The sequence below is a fragment of the Pseudomonas sp. 86_A genome (assembly GCF_017491705.1).
GTDB lineage: Bacteria > Pseudomonadota > Gammaproteobacteria > Pseudomonadales > Pseudomonadaceae > Aquipseudomonas > Aquipseudomonas koreensis.
This window is the reverse complement of the sequence record NZ_JAFGYS010000013.1, coordinates 216,691-237,652: the sequence shown is the minus strand read 5'-3', so window position 1 is coordinate 237,652 and position 20,962 is coordinate 216,691. Positions and strand designations below refer to the sequence as shown.

The following is a 20,962-nucleotide window of genomic DNA, read 5'->3' as shown; positions in this document are numbered from 1 at the left end:
CGGCAGCTCCTACATTTGGATTTGTGGTGTTGGTTAGAGCGTCGAGCGAATCACCTCCCCCAGCCAGTCCATGAACACCCGTACCCGCAGCGGCAAGTGCCGTTGCCGGGCATACAGGATAGAAATCCCCATCGCCGGCGCGGTGAATTGCGGCAGCACTGTCACCAGTTCACCATTGGCCAGGTGCGGCTGCATGCCAGTGCGCGGTACCTGGATCAGGCCGAAGCCGCCGAGGCACGCCGACTCGTAAGCATCGGTGCTGTTGACCGTGACGCTGCCGGCCATCGGCAGGCGCCGCACCTGTCCGTCCTGTTCATACACAAACCCTTCCGAGCGCGAGCCCAGCACGCCGACGTAATGCACCAGGCGGTGCTGCGCCAGATCCTCCAGGGTCTGCGGCACGCCATAGCGTTCAAGGTACGCGGGGCTGGCGCAGTTGATCATCGGGAAGTCACCGAGGTGCCGCGCCACCACCGACTGGTCCGGCTGCGCGCCAACGCGCACCACGCAATCGAAGCCCTCGCTGAGCAGATCGACGCGGCGGTCGGTGCTGCTGATCTCCAGCTCAAGATTCGGATGGCGCGCCATGAACTCCGGCAGCAGCGGCATGATCAGGCGCCGCGAGAGAATGTTCGGCATGTCGACGCGAATCCGCCCGGTCAGCGACGCCGGATCCTGGCGGAACAAGCCCTCGATCTCGTCCATGTGCGACAGCAGATCCTTGCTGCGTTCGTACAGCACCAGGCCGTCTTGGGTCGCCTGCACCTTGCGCGTGGTGCGTTGCAGCAGACGCGTGCCGAGCAGGGTTTCCAGCGCCTGCACATGCTCGGACACCGTCGAGCGCGGCAGTCCCAGGCTCTCGCCGGCGAGGGTGAAACTCGACAGTTCGCTGACCCGGACGAAAGTGCGCAGCAGTTCCAGTTTGTTCATGACCTCACCCTTGATTGTTCGAACCGACCGACCAGTGATTCCGGTTTCACTCTGTTTATCACCCCATGGCGGATAAATAAACTTGGCTCATCACCACTCACCGCAATCGAGGACTTCACATGAGCCGCAAAATCGCATTGATCACCGGCGCCAGCCGTGGCCTGGGCAAGAACGCCGCCCTGCACCTCGCCGCCGAGGGCGTGGACATCATTGGCACCTACAACAGCCGCGCCGATGAAGCGCAGGCATTGGTGGCTGAACTGGAACAACGCGGCGCCAAAGCGCTGATGCTGCAACTGGACGTCGGCCGCATTGACAGCTTCGCCGATTTCGCCACGCGGGTTGAACACGCGCTGCAGCAACTTGAGCGTCCGCGCTTCGACTTCCTGATCAACAACGCCGGGATCGGTCTGCACGCACTGTTTGCCGAGACCACGCCAGAGCAGTTCGACCTGCTGATGAACATCCAGCTCAAAGGGCCGTTCTTCCTGACCCAGCAACTGCTGCCGCTGATCAACGATGGCGGGCGCATCATCAACATTTCCAGCGGCCTGACCCGCTTCAGCCTGCCGGGTTATGCCGCCTACGCGGCGATGAAAGGTGCGATGGAAGTGCTGACCCGGTATCAGGCCAAGGAGCTGGGCGCGCGGCAGATCGGCGTGAACATTCTCGCACCGGGCGCCATCGAGACCGATTTTGGCGGCGGTGCGGTGCGCGACAACGCGGCACTGAACGCGATGGTCGCCAGCAACACCGCACTGGGCCGTGCCGGACAGCCGGATGACATTGGCGGTGCGCTGTCGATGTTGCTGGCGCCGGGGGCGCAGTGGATCAATGGCCAGCGGGTCGAGGCGTCGGGTGGGATGTTTCTCTGACTTTTCATCTTGAAGCCGAAATCACTGTGGCGAGGGAGCTTGCTCCCGCTCGGCGGCGCAGCCGTCGCAAAACCTGAGTATGCAATCTTCCTTAAAGTCCGCGTGCTGTGGTTTTGGGGGCGCTTCGCTCCCCAGCGGGAGCAAGCTCCCTCGCCACAGGTTGTGCTTATTCCGCACAGACCCGGCGGGTCACGAGGCGCTCCCGCACCACGTCATACCCCCAGTGATACACATAGGTGTACGGCAGGAAGAACAGCAGCACGCCGATGTCCAGCAAGAACGCCTGCCACAGGCTGACCGACAGCCACCAGGCAATCAGCGGCACGCCCATCACAATCAACCCGCCTTCAAACAGCAGCGCGTGGACCACCCGCGTCCTGGCGTTGTGCGCGACGTTCAGGCGCTTGAGCATGCGATCGAAAAAGCCGTTGAACAGCACGTTCCACGCCAGCGCCAACAGCGCGATCAGCACGGTCACGGCGCCCATGTCCAACAGCGGTTTGTCCATGATCCACGCCAGCAACGGGGTGCAGATCAGAATCGCCAGCAGCTCGAAACCGATGGCCTGGCAAATGCGTTCAACAATGGATTTGTTAGCCGTCATGGCCTGACTCCTTGAGTGAAGAGAGTTGCCATGATCCACCCGGATACCGATACTTCATAACCAATAACCATCGATCAAGGCGATAGTTCATGGCTTCGCAGGAAGTGCTGCTGGCGTTTGTCCAAGCGGCCACGCAAGGTTCGTTCTCGGCGGCAGCGCGCAAGTTAGGGCGTAGTCAGTCAACCATCAGCGCCGCGGTGGCGAGTCTGGAAATCGACCTGGACCTGATCCTGTTCGACCGCAGCAGCCGCAAGCCCACGCTGACCCCGGCCGGCCATGTGATGCTGCAACGGGCCGAGGCGATCCTGGCGGCCACCAACCGTCTGGAAATGACCGCCCGGCAACTGACCCAAGGCGTCGAACCGAAGCTGACCGTGGCGATTTCCGACACTTACCAGTCGGCGCGCTTCGAAGCGGCACTGGTCGACTTCGAGCAGCGTTATCCCGATCTGGAACTGGAATGCCTGATCGCCGAGTGCGACGACCTGATCGAACTGGTCCAGCGTGGTCGTGCACATCTGGCATTCGCCGAAATGCAGGACAGCTACCCGCCGGATCTGGTGACCTCGACGGTCGCCGAGCACACCGACATCGCTTTGTTCGTCAAACGTGATCACGTGCTGGCCGGTGTCGAACGTGTCGACTCGCCAGTGCTGGAGCAGCATCGCGAGTTGCGTCTGGCGACCATCGTCAATCCCTATGACAGCCGGGCGAAAGGCCGGGTGTGGTCGGCGCCGAGCTACCTGATGCTGATGGAAATGGCGGAAATGGGTTTCGGCTGGGCGGCGCTGCCGCGCTGGCTGGTCGGGCGCTTCGGTAATGGCTCGCTGGTGGAACTGACGGTGCGCGGCTGGCCGCGGCCGGTGTATGTCGATGCGTTGTGGTCGCGGATTTACCCGCCGGGGCCGGCGGGGAGCTGGCTATTGAGCAAGATGCTGGAATAGATCAAAAGATCGCAGCCTTCGGCAGCGCCTGCATTGGAATGCATTCTTTTGTAGGAGCTGCCGAAGGCTGCGATCTTTTGATCTTCAAGCCGCTTCGATCACCGGCAGCAAGCCTGATGATTTGAGGCCGGCGCTGCCAATGAAGATCGCGGATCAATCCAGTTCGCTCAGCCGCCCCTGGATAAAGCGCCGCTCCGGCTCTTGCCGCGTCAACTCCAGTGCTCGAAGGTACGCCGCCCGCGCCTCCTCCGCCCTTCCCAACTGCCGACAAAACTCCGCCCGCGCCGAATGCGCCAAGTGGTAATCCTGCAACTCGCCGCGGTCCAGTATCTCCTCAATCAGTGTCAACCCGGCCAGCGCCCCATCGCGCTTGGCCACCGCCACTGCGCGGTTCAACTCAATCACCGGCGAGGGCACGGCGCGCAACAGCACGTCATACAGCCCGACGATCTGCTGCCAATCCGTTTCCGCCGCTGACGGTGCTTCGGCATGCACCGCGGCAATCGCCGCTTGCAGGCAGTACGGCCCGAATCGCCGCGTGGTCAGCGCTCGCTCCACCAGCGCACCCCCTTCGGCGATCAATGCGGCATCCCAGCGCGATCGATCCTGGTCGTCCAGCAGGATCAATTCTCCGCTCGGCGAGCTCCGCGCCGAACGCCGCGACTCGTGCAACAGCATCAACGCCAGCAGGCCCATGACCTCCGGCTCCGGCAGCAGCTCCATCAACAACCGACCCAGCCGAATCGCTTCGCGGGTCAGGTCTTCGCGCGTCAGCTCAGCGCCCATCGACGCCGAATAGCCTTCATTGAACACCAGATAAATCACCCGCAACACGCTGTCGAGGCGCTCGGGCAATTCGCTCAGGCTGGGGACTTGATAAGGGATTTTGGCGTCACGAATCTTGGCCTTGGCGCGCACGATGCGCTGGGCAATCGCCGCCGGTGCCGAGAGAAACGCGCGGGCGATTTCCTCGGTGGTGAGGTCGCAGACTTCACGCAGGGTCAGCGGCACTTGCGCATCCGCCGCCAGCGCCGGGTGACAACAGGTGAAGATCAGCCGCAGGCGGTCGTCTTCCACATCTTCACCACTCCAGTCGGTCTGTTCCAGTTCTTCGAGCTGCGCCAGCAACAGCGGCTGCGAGGCTTTGAAGCGGGCGCGGCGGCGCAACACATCGATGGCCTTGAAACGCCCGGTGGACACCAGCCAGGCGCGCGGACTGTCCGGCACGCCATCGCGCTGCCAGCGCTCGACTGCGACGAAGAACGCCTCGTGCAAGGCTTCTTCGGCGAGATCGAAATCCCCCAGCAGGCGAATCAGCGTCGCCAGAATCCGCCGCGAGTCTTCGCGATAGACCTGCTCGACCCGCGCCCGAACGTCAGACATTCAACTGCCGCACCGGGCGCACTTCGACGCAGCCGACCCGGGCCGCCGGAATGTTGCCGGCAACCTGAATGGCTTCGTTGAGATCCTTGGCATCGATCAGGTAGAAACCGGCCAGTTGCTCCTTGGTTTCGGCGAACGGGCCGTCGGTGATCGACAGCTTGCCGTTGCGCATCCGGACGGTAGTTGCGGTCTGCACCGACTCCAGCGCTTCGGCCGCGACCATCCGCCCGCTGCCCTGAATCGACTCGGCGTAGGCCCAGCATTCGGCGTCTTCCGGGCTGTCGGGCAGCGTGTGCAACAGGCGTTCATCGCTGTAGACCAGGCATAAATACTTCATGGCGTTCTCCTGAATCGAACGGATCAACTATGGCTGAAGATCAGGGGGTCACATCGAACAGGGTCGCGCCGCTCATCGGATCGAACGGCGCCGACCAGTGCTCGTGGGCGATCCGCCACGCGCCGCCAACCTGCCGATAGCACGCGGTGACGCGCATCCAGCAACTCTGCGTCTCGCCTTTTTCGTTGGTACCGCCGCAATTGGCCACCCAATGGGCGAAGGCAATGTTGTCGGCGCTCTCAATGGCGATTTGGTGAAATTCAAAGATGTGCGGGCCGGGGCACATTTGCATGCACTCCACCCAGTGCGCGCGGTAGGCCGCCTTGCCCTTGAATTGCAGGGCCTTGATCGCGTCGAACGAGACGATGTCGTCGGCGTATAGCGCCATGACTTTCTCGACGTCCTTGGTCATGACGGCCTGACGATAAGTGTCGATCAGGGTTTGAATATCAGTCTGTGCGCTCATGGTGTTCTCCGTGCTTGTTGTTGTGAAGACACCCTTAGTCGTTCGGCGAATCTGCAGATCGACAGACGAAACAAAAAATTTCCGCAGAAGACAAAGTCGCTAGAATCCGAGGCTCATCTTTGTAGGAAAAAGGAAATTCCCGTGTCAGCCCAACTCGTGCCGTACGACAGCCTGAACGCTTTGCAGCGTCAGCAAGTCGAGGCGATTGAAATCCATCCCGAGCAGATCAAGTTTTCCGGCGACATTCACGGCGCGCTGCACACGCTGCTGTCCAAACCCGGCCCCGGCGTGAAGGGTTTCGCGCTGCTGGCCGATCAAGTGCCGGTGGCCTTCCTGCTGCTCAAGCGCCCGCCGGTGTTGCCGGCCTGGGCCGATGAACACAGCGCCACCCTGCACGCGTTGCAGGTCGATCACCGGGCGCAGGGCAAGGGTTACGGCAAGGCCTGCCTGCAAGCGCTGCCTGAAGTGGCGCGTGAAGCCTGGCCGGAAATCAAGGGCCTGGAGCTGTCGGTGGACGCGGATAACGACGCCGCCATCGCGCTGTACGCCAGATACGGTTTCGTCGACAGCGGCGAAGCGTACAAAGGCCGGATCGGTTACGAGCGGCGCATGGGCCTGTTTTTCTGAGTCATCAAGGGATTGCACGATGATCGAATCGATCGAAGCACTGGAAGCTATTTACGGACTGCCCCACGAACGCGCGGTACGCAAGCAGATCACTTTTCTCAACGAAGACTATCAGGCGATGGTGCGAGTCTCGCCACTGGTGATCGTCAGCTCGGTGGGCGCCGACGGCCTCGACAACTCGCCGCGTGGCGATGCGCCGGGGTTTGTGCGAATCATTGATCAGAACACCCTGGCCCTGCCGGACCGCCCGGGCAACAACCGCATCGATACCCTGCGCAATGTGCTGCACGATCCACGGGTGTCGCTGCTGTTCATCATCCCGGGGATTGGCGAGACGTTGCGGGTCAATGGCACCGCGTCGATCAGTGCTGAGCCTGAGCTGTTGGAAAGCTTTGCAGTGAATGGCAAACCGGCGAAAACGGTATTGCTGGTGGCGGTGGAGGCGGCGTTTTTCCATTGTTCGAAAGCGTTTGTGCGTTCGGACGCGTGGAACCCCGAGACTCACCTGCCGCGCTCGGCGCTGCCATCTGCCGGCGCTTTGCACAGGCGTTTGAATGACGGGCAGTTCGATGCCGAAACTTACGACCGCGAAGCACCGAAGCGCGTGCGCGACACCCTCTACTGACCCACCACAGCACCTCTGTAGGAGTGAGCCTGCTCGCGATAGCGGTGTGTCAGTCACCGAAAATGTCACTGATTAGCCGCCATCGCGAGCAGGCTCACTCCTACAGTGTTGATCGGTGTTGGTTCAGAGCGTGAGGATCATCTCGTGCCACGCCATGCCGCCGTGGTCGGACTCCGACGGTTTGATGTAGGCAAAACCGAAACCGGCGTACAGCGGGATGTGCTTTTCCTTGCACATCAGATGAATCGTTGCCTTGTCCATCCCGCGCATGCGCTCGATGAACTCGGCCATCAAGCGCTTCGCCAGGCCCTGGCCCTGATAGTCCGGGTGCACCACCACCGACATGATCACCACGTTCGGCCCTTGCGGATCATGGCCGATCAGTTCCTTGAACGCCTCGTCCGACATCTGCACATCAAACGCCGCGCCCGAGTTGATGAAACCGGCGACCACACCATCCACTTCGGCGACGATGAAACCCTCAGGCCATGTCGCAATGCGCGTGGCGATCTTCTCGCGGGTGGCGGCTTCGTCGCCTTCGTAGGCAACGGTTTCGATGGCGTAGCAGCGATCCAGGTCGGCGGCGGTGACATTGCGGATGACGGTGTTCATGGCAGCTCGAAAATCAGCGGAGAAAAGTGCGCAGAGCATAAAGGAATAAGGTGTTCATATCGATCAGCGCAAGGGGCGTAAAGCCTGCGTATAAGCGCTGTTCTTCGTGCGGGCGGCGGGCTATTTCTGAGGGGTGTCTCTGATCACCCTTGGGGGAAACCGCTTATGAGCAGCGTTGAAATCGGCCTGTTGATGGTGTTGGGCATCAGTACGTTCGGCTTTATCACCTTGGGCATCGACCTGTTGCGGGCGCGACGGTTGGGCAAAGGCAAGCGGGGTTGAACACCATGAGGCGGATCAGTGATCCGCCTCATGGTTGCCGGCTCAGACCTTGGTATCGACCGGCACGCAGATTTCCAGTTTGCCGGTGTGCAGCCGCGGATTGAAATCGGCGCTGTAGCGCTCCAGCTCCGGGGCATTGAGCTCGACATAGTGGGAGTTCGGCAGCCAGGTCTTGTAGATGTATTGCAGGGTCTGCGGCAATTGATCGAGCGGCCCCTCGTGCTCGAACACCGCGTACTGGCGAGGCAGCACTTCGACCCACTGATAGACCTTCTGGTCGAGGTCATCGAGCTTGCTGATCTCCACCCCGGCGATGTAATCGAAGCCGCCCTGGCCGTCGAAATTGCTGCACACGCCGAAGGTCACGTCGTTTTTTTGTCCCTGTATCTTTCCAAGGTGCGGCAAGAACCGTTCCCACAGGAGGGGAATGTCCTTGGCGGTGTCCTGGGTAAATCGACCACGAAATCCTGCAATCAGCAGGAAGTGTCCATGTTCGAAGCGAGGTTCAGCCACTTCGACGCGTTTTTGCTCATCCATGACTCGACTCCTGGAACAAAAAAAGGGGTTCGGCAGGTGAGTATAGAAGCCAAACCCGATTCGCAATGTTACAAGGCGTGCAACTGGTCGGCGGCCCCGGAACCGATGAACTCGTTATAACCGGATACGATCACGTAAACCGCGAAATAGCAGAAGATCGCTGCAGATGCCATGTACGAATAGCGCAGCAGCTTGTCACCCAGCAGCTTGCCACCGTGGCTCGCGGCGAAGCACAGACCGGCCGACCACAGCAGCCCGGCGCAAAGAAAACCACCAAGGAACAGCGCCGAGCTCACCGGGCCACCGCCGCCAGACCGCGCGATCAAGGTGCCACCGACGGCGGCGAACCACAGAATCGCGCTCGGCGAGGACATGGCGAGGAAGATCCCGCGAAAGAATTCCTTGCGATGCGAGTTCTGCCCCACTTGCGCCGTCGCCGCCAGTTGCGCCTCGTGGTGAATCGCCGAATAGATCATCTTTGCCGCGAAATAGATCAACAGCGCCGAACCGCCGATCCACAGCACCCAGCGCACGCTTTCGTACTGCAGCAGCACGGTCATCCCGGCCAGCGCCAGCACCGCGTAGATCAGGTCACCGACGCAGGTACCGAGGCCCAATGCGAAGCCCTGAAAGTAACCGCGCTGCATCGCCAGGGTGATCATCGCGATGTTGGCCACGCCGATGTCCAGGCACAGCGAAAGGCTCAGCAAGAAGCCGCTGGTGAATTCCATCTACCGATTTCCTTGGGAAAAATTTGTTTACGCACAGGCTGGACAGTCTGCCATCACAGCCCTTATCTTCGCCAACAGGTCACCGCAGTGACCAGCGTCGCTCGGACGGTTCCGGGCGCTTACGTTATCCGAGGCAACAATGGCCGAACAAGGTTCGCCGCGCCGCTTTGCGCGCATAGATCGACTCCCCCCTTACGTTTTCAACATCACCGCCGAGCTGAAGATGGCCGCGCGGCGTCGTGGTGAAGACATCATCGACTTGAGCATGGGCAACCCCGATGGGGCCACGCCGCCGCACATTGTCGAAAAACTCGTGCAGGTTGCGCAGCGCGAAGACACCCACGGTTACTCCACGTCCAAGGGCATTCCGCGCCTGCGCCGGGCGATTTCCAACTGGTACAAGGAACGCTACGCGGTCGATATCGACCCGGAAAGCGAAGCCATCGTCACCATCGGTTCCAAGGAAGGCTTGGCGCACTTGATGCTGGCGACCCTGGACCAGGGCGACACGGTGCTGGTGCCGAACCCGAGCTACCCGATTCACATCTACGGGGCGGTGATTGCCGGCGCCCAGGTGCGTTCGGTGCCGCTGGTGCCGGGCGTGGACTTCTTCGCCGAACTTGAGCGTGCTATTCGCGGTTCGATCCCGAAGCCGAAAATGATGATCCTCGGCTTCCCGTCCAACCCCACCGCGCAGTGCGTGGAGCTGGATTTCTTCGAACGAGTGATCGCCCTCGCCAAGCAGTACGACGTGCTGGTGATTCATGATCTGGCCTACGCCGACATCGTCTACGACGGCTGGAAAGCCCCGTCGATCATGCAGGTGCCGGGCGCCAAGGACATTGCGGTGGAGTTTTTCACTCTGTCCAAGAGCTACAACATGGCCGGCTGGCGCATCGGTTTCATGGTCGGCAATCCCGAGTTGGTCAACGCCCTGGCGCGGATCAAGAGCTACCACGACTACGGCACCTTCACCCCGCTGCAAGTGGCGGCGATTGCCGCGCTCGAAGGCGATCAGCAATGCGTGCGCGACATCGCCGAGCAGTATCGCCAGCGCCGCAACGTGCTGGTCAAAGGCCTGCATGAGCTGGGCTGGATGGTCGAGAATCCGAAGGCTTCGATGTACGTCTGGGCGAAAATCCCCGAGGCCTACGCGCACCTCGGCTCGCTGGAATTCGCCAAGAAGCTGCTGGCCGAGGCCAAGGTCTGCGTCTCGCCGGGCGTGGGTTTTGGTGAGTATGGCGACGACCACGTGCGCTTCGCGCTGATCGAAAACCAGGACCGGATCCGTCAGGCCGTGCGCGGGATTCGCGGGATGTTCCGGGCGGATGGCCTGGCCCCGAAAACTACCGGCTAACGCAATTTCTGCGCAAGGGCACTTATGTGGCGAGGGAGCTTGCTCCCGCTGGACTGCGCAGCAGGCCCCAATCCTGCAATCACGGTCTGTCTGACTCACTGATACGACTGCTGCGCAGCCGAGCGGGAGCAAGCTCCCTCGCCACAAAAAAGCGCATTACCGCAAAAAGCTCAGGCACAAAAAAACCGCATCGCTGCGGTTTTTTTGTGCCTGCAAGAAGCTGCTTAGACGAACAGCGACAACAACAGGATAAAGCCCAACGCAACCACCGACAGGATGGTTTCCATCGCCGTCCAGGTCTTGAAGGTCTCGGCCACGGTCATGTTGAAATACTGCTTCACCAGCCAGAAACCGGCGTCGTTCACATGGGACAGGATCAACGAACCGGCACCGGTGGCCAGTACCAGCAGCTCACGGTTGACGCCCGGGATCATCCCTACCACCGGCACCACGATGCCCGCGCCAGTGATGGTTGCCACCGTCGCCGAACCGGTGGCGATACGGATCACCGCCGCCACCAGCCACGCCAGCAGGATCGGCGAGATCTGCGCGCTGACCGCCATGTGGCCGATCACGTCGCCCACGCCGCTGGTCACCAGCATCTGCTTGAAGCCACCGCCGGCGCCGATGATCAGGATGATCGCGGCGGTCGGTGCCAGGCTTGCGTCCAGCCACTTGAGCATCTGCTGCGAACCGATGCCCTGCTTGTGACCGAAGGTGTACAGCGACAGCAGCAGGGCCAGCAACAATGCCGAGATCGGGTGGCCGATCATGTCCATCCAGGTGCGGAAGAAATGACCGTCCGGCAGCGCCACGTCAGCGAAGGTTTTCAGCAGCATCAGGAACACCGGCAGCAGCACGGTGATCAGGGTGATGCTGAAGCTCGGCAGGTTCTGCGAGTCGGTTTCACGGGCCAGTTGATCGACCAGTTCCTGATTCGGGTGACCCGGAATGTGCTTGGCGATGAAGGTACCGAAGATCGGACCGGCAATAATCGCGGTCGGCAGCGCAACGATCAGACCGTAGAGAATGGTCTTGCCGATGTCGGCACCGAACACGCCGATCGCCAGCAACGGGCCCGGGTGCGGCGGCACCAGACCGTGTACCGCGGACAGGCCGGCGAGCAGCGGGATACCGATCTTGATGATCGACACGCCGGTACGCCGGGCGACAATGAACACCAGCGGAATCAGCAACACGAAGCCGATTTCGAAGAACAGCGGAATGCCCACCAGGAACGCGGCGAACATCATCGCCCACTGCACTTTGTCCTTGCCGAAGGCGCGGATCAGGGTCTGGGCGATCTGATCGGCACCACCGGACTCGGCCATCATTTTGCCGAGCATGGTGCCCAGCGCGAGGATGATGCCGACGAAACCGAGCACGCCACCGAAGCCGTCCTGGAACGCCTTGATGATGGTGCCGATCGGCATGCCGGACGTCAGGCCGAGGAACGCGGCCGCAATGGTCAGGGAGATAAAGGGGTGAATCTTGAATTTGGTGATCAGGATAATCAGGCCGATTACCGTGACCACTGCATCGAGCAGCAGGTAGGCGTCGTGGGACATGCCAAACATTGGGGGTGTCTCCTGGCTTGTTGTTGTTATTAAAGCGGGTTAAACAGAATTCGTGAGGACAGCGCTAGCTCTTTCAACACACTCATACCGCCTGTTTCAGACCGTGGGCCTGCCACCAGACGTGAGCCTGGGACGCCAGTTCTTCAACGCTGTGGATCGAAGCATTCAGGGCCAGGGTCAACGGCTCGCCGACCGGCGATTCGAGGGTGGCGAACTGGCTTTCGATCAACGTCGCCGGCATGAAGTGGCCCGGGCGGTGGGACACGCGGTCGGCGGCCACTTCAGGGGTCAGCTCAAGGAACACGAAGCCCAGGCCCGGCAAGGCACTGCGCAGCACTTCGCGGTAACTGTGTTTGAGAGCCGAGCAGGTCAGCACCGGGCGTTCGCCCAGTGCATCGACACGACGCAATTCAACGCACAGGCTGTCGAGCCAGCCGGCACGGTCTTCGTCGTTCAAGGGGATCCCCGCGCTCATCTTTTCGATGTTGGCGGCCGGATGAAAAGTATCGCCTTCAATGGCAGTGGCGCCGCTCAATTGGCACAGGGCCTCGCTGACGCACGTCTTGCCGCAACCGGCAACGCCCATGATGACCAGGGCGGTGATGGGATGACTCATATAACACCTCAGCGCGCAGACAGCGCTACCTTTGCTAGCTATGACTCTAGTGCACAGGCAGAAGTTGCCGACGCCTTCTTGTCGTTTTTTTGGGTTGCAGCAGGTTTGCGCCCAACGCCAAAAAGCGAGGATCAGGCAGGACCTCGCTTACGCATTTGCAGCTGCATCAGGACAGCGCTACCTTAGTGCCTTGATTTTTGTTTGGCAAGCCGCCCGATGACCACCTCTAAAAACGATAAAAACACTCGCACCACCGGCCGTCCCACCCTTAATGAAGTTGCCCGCCTCGCTGGCGTGAGCCCGATTACCGCGTCCCGCGCCTTGCGCGGGGTCAGCACCGTGGCCACCGAACTGGTGGAAAAAGTCCGCAAAGCCGCGCTCGAACTCAACTACGTGGTCAACCCTGCCGCCCGCGCTTTGGCCTCGGCGCAGAGCCATTCGGTGGTGGTGTTGGTGCCTTCGCTATCCAACTTGCTGTTCATCGATACGCTGGAAGCCATCCATCGGGTCTTGACGCCCAAGGGCTTCGAAGTGCTGATCGGCAACTTCCACTACTCACGCGACGAAGAAGAAAACCTGCTGCGCAACTACATGGCCTATCAGCCCCGGGGTTTTCTGCTGACCGGGTTTGATCGCACGGAAAGTTCGCGGCGGATGATCGAGGCCAGCAACATTCCCTGCGTGTACATGATGGAACTGGACAGCGCCGCCGGGGTGAACTGCGTGGGGTTCTCCCAACTCAGCGCCGGCGAAACAGCGGCCGAGCATTTGCTTTCTCGTGGGCGCAAGCGCCTGGCCTACATCGGTGCACAACTCGATCAGCGCACCTTGTTGCGCGGCGAAGGTTTCCGCAAAGCCCTGCAGAAGGCCGGTCGTTATGACCCGGACCTGGAAGTGTTGACCCCGCGTGCGTCATCGGTAGGCCTGGGCGGCGAGTTGTTCCTGCAACTGCTGGCGGCGCATCCGGACGTTGATGCGATCTTCTTCGGTAACGACGACCTGGCGCAGGGTGCCCTGCTTGAAGCGCTGCGCAACGGCATCAGGATTCCCGAGCAGGTGGCGATCCTCGGCTTCAACGACTTGCCGATGTCCGAACACATGGTGCCGCGCCTGAGCAGCATCAATACCCCGCGCGAGGCGATCGGCCGGCGCGCGGCGGAACAGATGTTGACGTTGATGGCGGGTAACAGCGTGGCACGGCCGGTGGAAGACATGGGTTTTGAACTGAAGATTCGCGAGAGTACCTGACCCCACCTTTCCCATGTAGGAGCTGCCGAAGGCTGCGATCTGTTGATGTTGATCTTGAAAAACAAGATCAAAAGATCGCAGCCTTCGGCAGCTCCTACAGGGAGGGTCAGTGACCGAGCAATTCAACCAGCGCCAACGCGCCCTTCTGCAGTGGCTGGCTCTTCAGCCACACCGCATGCACCGGCAACACCAACCCATTCTCGATGTTGCGGAAATTCAGCCGTTTCAAGCGTCCGCTGTCCAGCCACGGCTGCACCACTGACAACGGAAAATTGCCCCAGCCCAGTCCGGCCTCGACCATCTCCAGCGCCGCTTCCAGGGTGTCGGTGCGCCAGTGGGATTCGGCCACCAGCGGCCGGGTTTCGCTGATCGGCAAATCCCGGCTGGCGACGACAATCTGCCGCACGTGCACCAGGTCTTCAAGAAACAGATCCTGCCCCTGCAACAACGGACTGTCCGCCGCCAGCGTGGCGATCATCCGTTCGCTGCCGACAAACTGAAAACGCTCCAGCACGTTCATGCTCAACCCGGCAAACGCCAGACAGACGCTGACGCGCCCACTGTGCAGCATCGCCAGCACGTCGTCCTGCGGTGCGGTCAGCACTTCGATGTCGAGCAGCGGATGGCGCTCGGCGATGACTTTGATCGCGGCGAGCAAGCGGCGGCGGTCGATATCCGCCACCACGCCAATCGACAGCTTGCTCTCCAGTCCCAGCGACAGCTCCACCGCGTGCACTTGCAACTGCTTGAGCTGCTCGGCAATCAGCCGTGCATGGGGCACCAGTGACAGCGCCATGGCCGTCGGCTGTGGTTCGCGATGGCTCCGGTCGAACAGCGGATAACCCAGTTCCGCTTCCAGATTGCCGATGCCCATGCTGACCGCCGATGGCACCCGACCCAGCGCCCGGGCCGCCGCGGAAAACGAGCCGCGTTCGATCACGGCGAGAAACAATTCGATGCTGTCGCTGTTGAAATTCACACCACCACCTATCACCAAAACTGAAAGCTACTGACTTTTTCTGTCACCTCTATTGAAGCTATCTTTCGCCGCCTCCGCCAGTCCCGCTGGCCATCGACTGCAAACAGAGGCAAATCCCCATGCAAGGCGTCAAACGCAAACTGGTCTACGTGTCGCTCTACGAAGTGATCGGCATGACCTTCTCCGCCCTCGGTCTGGCGCTGCTCTCCGGCACCTCGCCGGGCAGCACCGGCCCATTGGCGGTGATCATCACCACCATCGCCGTGACCTGGAATTTCATCTACACCTCGCTGTTCGAGCGCTGGGAAAGCCGCCAGCAGTCGCGCACGCGTACGGTCAAACGGCGCATTGCCCACGCGGTCGGCTTTCAACTGACGCTGATCGTGTTCCTGATCCCGTTGATCGCGTGGTGGATGAACATCAGCCTGGTGCAGGCGTTTCTGCTGGATCTGGCGCTGATCATTTTCATCCCGTGCTACACGTTCGCCTTCAACTGGCTGTTCGATCGCGTCTTCGGCTTGCCGGCCTCAGCGCTGCCAGATTCGGCCGCTGCGGCATAAATCGTTAACCTGTAAGCAGTTATTGCAAGAAATCGGCGGTTTTTCCGGGTAAACCGCCGATATTCACAATCCGTTAACTCCGATAGCAGGCTAAGCTTTTCCATCAATAAAAAATGGACCTGCCCCATGACTGCTCACGCCCCTGCCGCCGCGCAACGCGATGGCATTGACCCGATACGCGCCGCCGAGATTTCCGCCCGCATCGACCGCCTCCCTGCCGTCGCCACGATCTGGCGGCTGGTGGCGCTGTTGTCGATTGGCGGCTTCTTCGAGCTCTACGACTTGTTCCAGACTGCCTACATCAGCCCCGGGCTGATCCGCGACGGGATCTTTGCCACCGGCAACCAGGGCGTGTTCGGTTTCTCCGATCAGGCGGCATTTGCTTCGGCGACCTTCCTGGGCCTGTTCCTCGGCGCCAGCCTGCTGAGCCCGTTGGCCGATCGTTTCGGTCGGCGCGCGATCTTCACCTTTGCCCTGGTCTGGTACACGGTGGCCACGGTGCTGATGGGCATTCAAAGCTCGGCGCTGGGGATCATCTGCATGCGCTTTCTGGTGGGCATCGGCCTCGGTATCGAACTGGTGACCATCGACGCCTACCTCTCGGAACTGGTGCCCAAGCGCATGCGCAGTTCGGCGTTTGCCTTTGCGTTTTTCGTGCAGTTTCTGTCAGTGCCTGCGGTGGCGCTGATGTCGTGGTGGCTGGTGCCACAGGCGCCGTTCGGTGTCTCCGGCTGGCGTTGGGTGGTGCTGGCGAGTGCGGTGTTCGCGCTGTTCATCTGGTGGCTGCGCAAGCGCCTGCCGGAGTCGCCACGCTGGCTGGCGCAGCATGGGCGGTTCGAGGAAGCGAACAGGATTCTCGACGACATCGAAGTCCGCTGCGAGAAGGATCACCGTCAACCGCTGGACGCCCCCGAAGCAGTGCCCGTGGATGTCGAGGGCAAGGGCCGCTTCGCCGATATCTGGCAACCGCCGTATCGGCGTCGGGCGTTGATGCTGATCGTGTTTCACGTGTTCCAGGCGATTGGTTTTTTCGGCTTCGGCAACTGGCTGCCGGCGCTGCTGTCCGGCCAGGGCGTGAGCGTCACCCACAGCCTGATGTACGCGTTCATCATCACCCTCGCCTACCCGCTCGGGCCGTTGCTGTTCGTGAAGTTCGCCAACCGTTTCGAGAACAAATGGCAGATCGTCGGCTCGGCCCTCGGCGCCATGACTTTCGGCACCTTGTTCGCCCTACAGACCAGCGCCTTCGGCCTGATCTTCTGCGGGGTGATGATCACCTTCTGCAACGCCTGGCTGAGCTTCAGTTATCACTCGTACCAGAGCGAACTGTTCCCGACCAACATCCGCGCCCGGGCGGTGGGCTTCTGCTATTCGTTCAGCCGTTTGTCGACGGTGTTCAGCAGCCTGCTGATCGGGCTGTTCTTGGATAACTTCGGTACGCCCGGGGTGCTGGCGTTCATCGTCAGCAGCATGCTGATCGTGATGCTGACCATCGGTTATTTCGGCCCGCGCACGCGCAACCTGGCGCTGGAAAACATTGCCCATCGGTAATGGCCGCGCGGCTGGCGGACGACGCGACCACGACCGCCGCTGCCGGTCTGCAAAGCGGCCTGCATGACGCCATGCTGCAACCGTAGCAGAATCAGGCCCAGTCGCAGCCACCGATGCATTCAAGAACTCCATGAGCAAGTCGTCGGAACAGCGTCTGCACGACAGCTCTGTCCGATGGCGTCGGTTAGATACCGTTCATCAGAAACAACGCTGCACCTGTCAGAGCTGACAGTAGTTTTCTTATCGCGCTACCCGGTTCAATAGGTGAGTGATCACATCCGTGTTCACCTAACAGGAACTGGAGTTCATCATGAATACTGACAACTTCACCGGTCGTTGCGAAGCCACGTTCATGTTCAATGGAAACCCGGCAGGCGAAGATTTTTCCGCGGACAACCTTTATTTCGAAAGGAGAGCTTTCCAGGCCAAGCAAGGCGTTAGAGTAATTCAAATCAATTATGGCGAAGATCTTGAACCAGGAACGAAACCCCTGGTCTTCAGTGGCAGAGAGGATGATTTTCCCATATTCGAATACCATGACAGTCAAGGCAGAAAAAGGTTGAGTGGAACGGGAGAGGTCACTATTGGTGAAAATCTCGATCACCAAAAGGGCTCTTTCGATATGACCATGGTGGACAACATAGGCCGGCTGATCGCCGTAAAAGGAGTGTTTGATGTGTCATATGAAGTGAAAAAATCCTGACCTGAATGTCCTGCAAACAAGACAAAGATCAACCGCCTTGTTTGCTGGACAAACTACCTCAGACATTTCGAATTGAAATTATCAATTCAACTGCAGCGTCGCATTGAACTGCCCGATCGCATCCACCACATGCCGTGATCCCTGCTGAATCTCCAGGATCACCTCCCCCGCCTCGTTCGCCAGCTCCACTCCCAGCCCGGTGCGGCTCAGACTGGATTGCATGCTCGACACCGCACTCAGCGACAGGTCATGGTTTTTGCGCACCACTTCGACAATCTCCAGCGTCGCCTGACTGGTACGCGCAGCAAGGCTGCGCACTTCGTCCGCCACCACCGCAAAGCCGCGCCCGTGCTCGCCGGCCCTGGCGGCCTCGATGGCCGCGTTGAGCGCCAGCAGGTTGGTCTGATCGGCGATGCCGCGAATGGTCTGGACGATGGTGCCGATGATGTCCGACTGTTTGCTCACCGCATCGATGCTCAGCGCCGCTTCGTTGAGGTCGCGGGAAATGTCCTGAATGATCTGCACCGTTTGTTGCACGACCTGCGAACCTTTTTGCGCGCAGGCGTCGTTTTGCACCGAGGTGCTGTGAGCCGATTCCGCAGCGTTCTGCAGCGTAGTCATCTGCTGGGTGATGTCGCTGGCGAACTTCACGACCTTGTACAAGCGGCCCTTGGTATCGAACAGCGGGTTGTACGAGGCTTCGAGATAAACCATTTGCCCGGACTTGTTCTTGCGCTCAAAACGGTGCGAGTGATATTCGCCGCGATTGAGTGACGCCCAAAATGCCTTGTACTGCGCCGACTCGGATTCGGAACGGTGACAGAACATACTGTGGTGATGGCCAACGATTTCGTTGAGCGAGTACTGCATCGTTTTCAGAAAGTTTTCGTTGGCGGTAATCACGTTGCCTTCCGGGGTGAACTCGATCACCGCCATCGAGCGACTGATCGCCGCCAGCATGCTTTCTTCTTCGTGTTCCTTGTTGACCCGTGCGGTGATGTCCGACGCCACCTTGATCACACTTTTGACTTGTTTGTCGGCGCCATACACCGGCATGTAACTGGCTTCGAGCCAGATCTCCTTGCCGCTCTTGTTCAAGCGTAGAAACGTGCCGCTGATCGGCTCTCCCCGGGCCAGGTCGCGCCACAACCTGGCGTATTCCTCGCTGCGGTAATACGCCTCGTCACAAAACACCCGGTGATGTTTGCCGCGCACTTCTTCGGCGCTGTAACCCATGGTCCTGCAAAAGTTTTCATTGGCATCCAGAACAATGCCTTCGGGGGTGAATTCGATCATTGCCATCGAGCGGCTGATCGCTTCGAGCTTGGCGTTGGCTTCGGTCAAGGCGCAGCTGAAACGCTCGATTTCCTGCAGGTCAGCCTTGTGATGTAGGTTGAACATGGTTGTATCACCTTCCGCGCGGTCTTTTGATTTGATGAAAGTTCAGGTCTTTCAGAATCCACCACTACGTTCCACAGAACAGGCACACGCATTCCTCCACAGGAGGAAGTTGTCAGGTGATAAATGATGTTTAATCCGAGAGTCCATGCAACGACGCTCTAATCAAGACATCCTTCTCTTGATAGCCCGCGAACGGGCCAGCCCTAACGCGTAGAAGAACTTCCATGTCAAAACAGCTCCTTGTTGGTTCAGTGTCCGGTGCCTTTGAAATGCGCACTCTGGCAGCGTTGAATCACGGCTAACCGATGACGATCGACATGGTTAGTACAGCTCAGCATAGCCAGCGCAAAGCCTAGTGCAAGGCCACTAGTCGGCCAGTATCTGGCACTTTTCGCACAAGAATCGGTTCAGCGGATCGTTGCGCGAGCCGTATCCGCCACCAGATCCAACAGCGCCTGCACCGCCGGTGAAGCCGCCTGCCCCGCTGGCAGCACCAGCGAAAACACCCGTTCGATGGGTGGCGACAGGGCGATCACGCGCAGTCCTTGTCTGTCGGCCGGCAAGGTCATTTCCGGCACCAGGGTCACGCCGAGATTTTCCCGAACCAGGGTGAACGCGCTGCTCCATTCGCGCACCTCGACCCGCACATCCTGCAACGGCAATCCGGCTTCAGCGGCGAGACTGCGGGCGTGGGTCGAGCAACCACCGGTGGCCAGCACAAACGGCAATGTCGCCAGCTCTCGCAGGCTGACGCCCTGCTCGGTTCCTCGCAGCGCGAGCGGGTGCCCCGCCGGCACCACCGCCACCCAGGCATCGCGCCCCAACGGCCCGGCATTGCGCTCGGGGGCCGGGTTGAGCACCACGCCAACGTCCACCAGACCAGCAGCCAACAGGGTTTCGACCTCGTCGTCGCTGACCTCCAGCGCCACCACTTCGATGCCTGGGTACAGCCGATTGAACTGGCGCAGCAGCGGCGGCAGAAAACTCGCTAGCACCATGGGGAAACTCGCCAGTCGGATCGTCCCACGCAGCATCGGACGCACGCTGTCGACAGTCTGGCGAATGGTTTGAAGCGCGCCGAGCATGACCCGCGCCTGTTCGATCACCGGCAAGCCGATGGCGGTGGGCAGGGTCTGCCGGCTCTCGCGACTGAACAGTTGCACGCCGAGGGTTTCCTCCATCAGCGCCAGCGCCTGACTGGCGCCGGACTGCGTCATGCCGACCCGTTCGGCCGCGCGGGTGATGTTGCCGTGATCAGCCACGGCGACCACCAGCCGCCAATGCATCAGGTTCATCATGCCAGTAGCTGTCCTTATGGCTGTTTTCTGAAAGATTAATTTTACCGAGGGTGCGTCGCACTATGACACTGGCGCCAAATCCCCACCAGAGAGCTGCCGATGAAGCTGTATTACGCCCCGCAAGCCTGTTCGCTGGCGCCGCACATTGTCCTGCGCGAACTGAAGTTGCCCTTCGTACTGATTCGCGTCGACAACCGCAGCAAACGCACCGCCAGCGGCGAAGACTTCCTCGCGATCAACCCCAAGGGCTACGTCGCCGCCCTGCAACTGGACAACGGCGCGGTGCTGACCGAAGGCCCGGTGATCCTGCAGTATCTGGCGGACCTGCAACCGCAATCGGGGCTGGCTCCAGCACCTGGCAGTTTCGAACGGCTGCGCCTGCAGGAGTGGTTGAATTTCATCTCGAGCGAGATTCACGGCGGACTCGGCGCGCTGTTCGACGAGCGCCTGCCGGCCGAGGTGATCAAGGAAAAGTTGTTCAGGCGTTTTGCCGTGCTGGTGACGGCGCTGGAGCAACACGACTATCTGCTGCCGAGCGGCTTCAGCGTGGCCGATGCGTTGCTGTTTGTGGTGCTGCGCTGGGCCGGGTTGTTTGGCATCGAACTGGCGCAGTGGCCGGCATTGGCGCGGTTTCAAGCGCGGATTGAGCAGCGGCCGAGCGTGATGGCCGCGTTGGCGGCGGAAGCGGCGTAGGTCGGAAAAACCAATCGCCAGCAGGC

Annotated in this window: 23 protein-coding genes; 10 read left to right on the top strand and 13 right to left on the bottom strand. The window is 60.6% G+C overall.

The features are described from left to right. Positions 1-33: 33 nt before the first annotated feature. On the bottom strand, positions 34-930 hold the full coding sequence (locus tag J5M57_RS20975; RefSeq protein ID WP_207850074.1) for a LysR family transcriptional regulator: 897 nt from the start codon (positions 928-930) through the stop codon (positions 34-36). A gap of 119 nt (positions 931-1,049) precedes the next feature. Between J5M57_RS20975 and J5M57_RS20970 the strand changes: the two genes are divergently transcribed. Continuing rightward, on the top strand, positions 1,050-1,805 hold the full coding sequence (locus J5M57_RS20970) for an SDR family oxidoreductase (protein WP_169842215.1): 756 nt from the start codon (positions 1,050-1,052) through the stop codon (positions 1,803-1,805). A gap of 166 nt (positions 1,806-1,971) precedes the next feature. Here J5M57_RS20970 and J5M57_RS20965 read toward each other — a convergent pair whose 3' ends face one another. Continuing rightward, the gene (locus tag J5M57_RS20965) at positions 1,972-2,409 is read right to left on the bottom strand and encodes a multidrug/biocide efflux PACE transporter (RefSeq protein ID WP_207850073.1); all 438 of its coding nucleotides are present in this window, start codon (positions 2,407-2,409) and stop codon (positions 1,972-1,974) included. 89 nt (positions 2,410-2,498) lie between these two features. Here J5M57_RS20965 and J5M57_RS20960 point away from each other — a divergent pair, with 89 nt between their 5' ends. After that, positions 2,499-3,353 (top strand): LysR family transcriptional regulator, encoded by an 855-nt coding sequence (locus J5M57_RS20960; protein ID WP_064588833.1) that lies wholly within the window; start codon positions 2,499-2,501, stop codon positions 3,351-3,353. Positions 3,354-3,506: 153 nt separating this feature from the next. Here J5M57_RS20960 and J5M57_RS20955 read toward each other — a convergent pair whose 3' ends face one another. From J5M57_RS20955 to J5M57_RS20945, 3 genes are read right to left on the bottom strand one after another with little or no spacing between them, the layout of a single operon-like run. Then, entirely contained in the window at positions 3,507-4,736 is a 1,230-nt protein-coding gene (locus J5M57_RS20955; protein WP_169842217.1) for an RNA polymerase sigma factor, read from the bottom strand. Further along, positions 4,729-5,073 carry a YciI family protein gene (locus tag J5M57_RS20950; RefSeq protein WP_064588836.1) on the bottom strand — a complete coding sequence of 115 codons (345 nt, stop codon included), beginning with the start codon at positions 5,071-5,073 and terminating at the stop codon, positions 4,729-4,731. Before J5M57_RS20950 ends, J5M57_RS20955 begins: the two co-directional genes overlap by 8 nt. A gap of 40 nt (positions 5,074-5,113) precedes the next feature. Beyond that, positions 5,114-5,539 (bottom strand): SgcJ/EcaC family oxidoreductase, encoded by a 426-nt coding sequence (locus J5M57_RS20945; RefSeq protein WP_169842219.1) that lies wholly within the window; start codon positions 5,537-5,539, stop codon positions 5,114-5,116. A gap of 141 nt (positions 5,540-5,680) precedes the next feature. On the opposite strand from J5M57_RS20945, the gene J5M57_RS20940 reads away from it, so the two are divergent. After that, the gene (locus tag J5M57_RS20940; RefSeq protein ID WP_064588840.1) at positions 5,681-6,166 is read left to right on the top strand and encodes a GNAT family N-acetyltransferase; all 486 of its coding nucleotides are present in this window, start codon (positions 5,681-5,683) and stop codon (positions 6,164-6,166) included. Positions 6,167-6,185: 19 nt separating this feature from the next. Further along, positions 6,186-6,791, top strand: coding sequence for a pyridoxamine 5'-phosphate oxidase family protein (locus tag J5M57_RS20935; protein ID WP_207850072.1), 606 nt, complete (start codon positions 6,186-6,188; stop codon positions 6,789-6,791). Positions 6,792-6,914: 123 nt separating this feature from the next. Here the strand turns inward: J5M57_RS20935 and J5M57_RS20930 are convergent, their stop codons facing one another. From J5M57_RS20930 to J5M57_RS20920, 3 genes are all read right to left on the bottom strand, one after another. Further along, positions 6,915-7,403, bottom strand: coding sequence for an N-acetyltransferase (locus J5M57_RS20930; RefSeq protein WP_097085884.1), 489 nt, complete (start codon positions 7,401-7,403; stop codon positions 6,915-6,917). A 324-nt stretch (positions 7,404-7,727) separates the two neighbouring features. Then, complete coding sequence (locus J5M57_RS20925) at positions 7,728-8,222, bottom strand: GyrI-like domain-containing protein (protein ID WP_207850071.1); 495 nt, start codon at positions 8,220-8,222, stop codon at positions 7,728-7,730. 68 nt (positions 8,223-8,290) lie between these two features. After that, positions 8,291-8,953, bottom strand: coding sequence for a LysE family transporter (locus tag J5M57_RS20920; protein WP_064588848.1), 663 nt, complete (start codon positions 8,951-8,953; stop codon positions 8,291-8,293). 139 nt (positions 8,954-9,092) lie between these two features. Between J5M57_RS20920 and alaC the strand changes: the two genes are divergently transcribed. Then, on the top strand, positions 9,093-10,310 hold the full coding sequence (gene alaC, locus J5M57_RS20915) for an alanine transaminase (RefSeq protein WP_064588850.1): 1,218 nt from the start codon (positions 9,093-9,095) through the stop codon (positions 10,308-10,310). 224 nt (positions 10,311-10,534) lie between these two features. On the opposite strand, the gene J5M57_RS20910 is transcribed toward alaC, so the two are convergent. Together J5M57_RS20910 and J5M57_RS20905 are read right to left on the bottom strand one after the other, a co-directional pair. Continuing rightward, positions 10,535-11,887, bottom strand: coding sequence for a GntP family permease (locus J5M57_RS20910; RefSeq protein ID WP_064588852.1), 1,353 nt, complete (start codon positions 11,885-11,887; stop codon positions 10,535-10,537). Between the two features lie 82 nt (positions 11,888-11,969). Beyond that, on the bottom strand, positions 11,970-12,503 hold the full coding sequence (locus J5M57_RS20905; protein WP_064588854.1) for a gluconokinase: 534 nt from the start codon (positions 12,501-12,503) through the stop codon (positions 11,970-11,972). A gap of 216 nt (positions 12,504-12,719) precedes the next feature. Here J5M57_RS20905 and J5M57_RS20900 point away from each other — a divergent pair, with 216 nt between their 5' ends. Next, complete coding sequence (locus J5M57_RS20900) at positions 12,720-13,751, top strand: LacI family DNA-binding transcriptional regulator (RefSeq protein WP_207850070.1); 1,032 nt, start codon at positions 12,720-12,722, stop codon at positions 13,749-13,751. 106 nt (positions 13,752-13,857) lie between these two features. On the opposite strand, the gene J5M57_RS20895 is transcribed toward J5M57_RS20900, so the two are convergent. Further along, positions 13,858-14,730, bottom strand: a complete 873-nt coding sequence (locus J5M57_RS20895; RefSeq protein ID WP_064588857.1) for a LysR family transcriptional regulator — start codon at positions 14,728-14,730, stop codon at positions 13,858-13,860. Between the two features lie 119 nt (positions 14,731-14,849). On the opposite strand from J5M57_RS20895, the gene J5M57_RS20890 reads away from it, so the two are divergent. The 3 genes from J5M57_RS20890 to J5M57_RS20880 all read left to right on the top strand — a co-directional run bounded on the left by J5M57_RS20890 (position 14,850) and on the right by J5M57_RS20880 (position 17,544). Next, positions 14,850-15,290: a PACE efflux transporter gene (locus J5M57_RS20890; protein WP_207850069.1), complete on the top strand. Its 441-nt coding sequence runs from the start codon at positions 14,850-14,852 to the stop codon at positions 15,288-15,290. 126 nt (positions 15,291-15,416) lie between these two features. Beyond that, positions 15,417-16,841 carry an MFS transporter gene (locus J5M57_RS20885; protein WP_207850068.1) on the top strand — a complete coding sequence of 475 codons (1,425 nt, stop codon included), beginning with the start codon at positions 15,417-15,419 and terminating at the stop codon, positions 16,839-16,841. A gap of 310 nt (positions 16,842-17,151) precedes the next feature. Continuing rightward, on the top strand, positions 17,152-17,544 hold the full coding sequence (locus J5M57_RS20880) for a hypothetical protein (RefSeq protein ID WP_207850067.1): 393 nt from the start codon (positions 17,152-17,154) through the stop codon (positions 17,542-17,544). A gap of 81 nt (positions 17,545-17,625) precedes the next feature. Here the strand turns inward: J5M57_RS20880 and J5M57_RS20875 are convergent, their stop codons facing one another. Beyond that, complete coding sequence (locus tag J5M57_RS20875; RefSeq protein WP_207850066.1) at positions 17,626-18,945, bottom strand: PAS domain-containing methyl-accepting chemotaxis protein; 1,320 nt, start codon at positions 18,943-18,945, stop codon at positions 17,626-17,628. 407 nt (positions 18,946-19,352) lie between these two features. Continuing rightward, on the bottom strand, positions 19,353-20,243 hold the full coding sequence (locus J5M57_RS20870) for a LysR family transcriptional regulator (protein ID WP_207850065.1): 891 nt from the start codon (positions 20,241-20,243) through the stop codon (positions 19,353-19,355). A gap of 99 nt (positions 20,244-20,342) precedes the next feature. Between J5M57_RS20870 and gstA the strand changes: the two genes are divergently transcribed. Beyond that, positions 20,343-20,936, top strand: a complete 594-nt coding sequence (gene gstA / locus J5M57_RS20865) for a glutathione transferase GstA (RefSeq protein ID WP_169842234.1) — start codon at positions 20,343-20,345, stop codon at positions 20,934-20,936. Positions 20,937-20,962 lie beyond the last annotated feature (26 nt).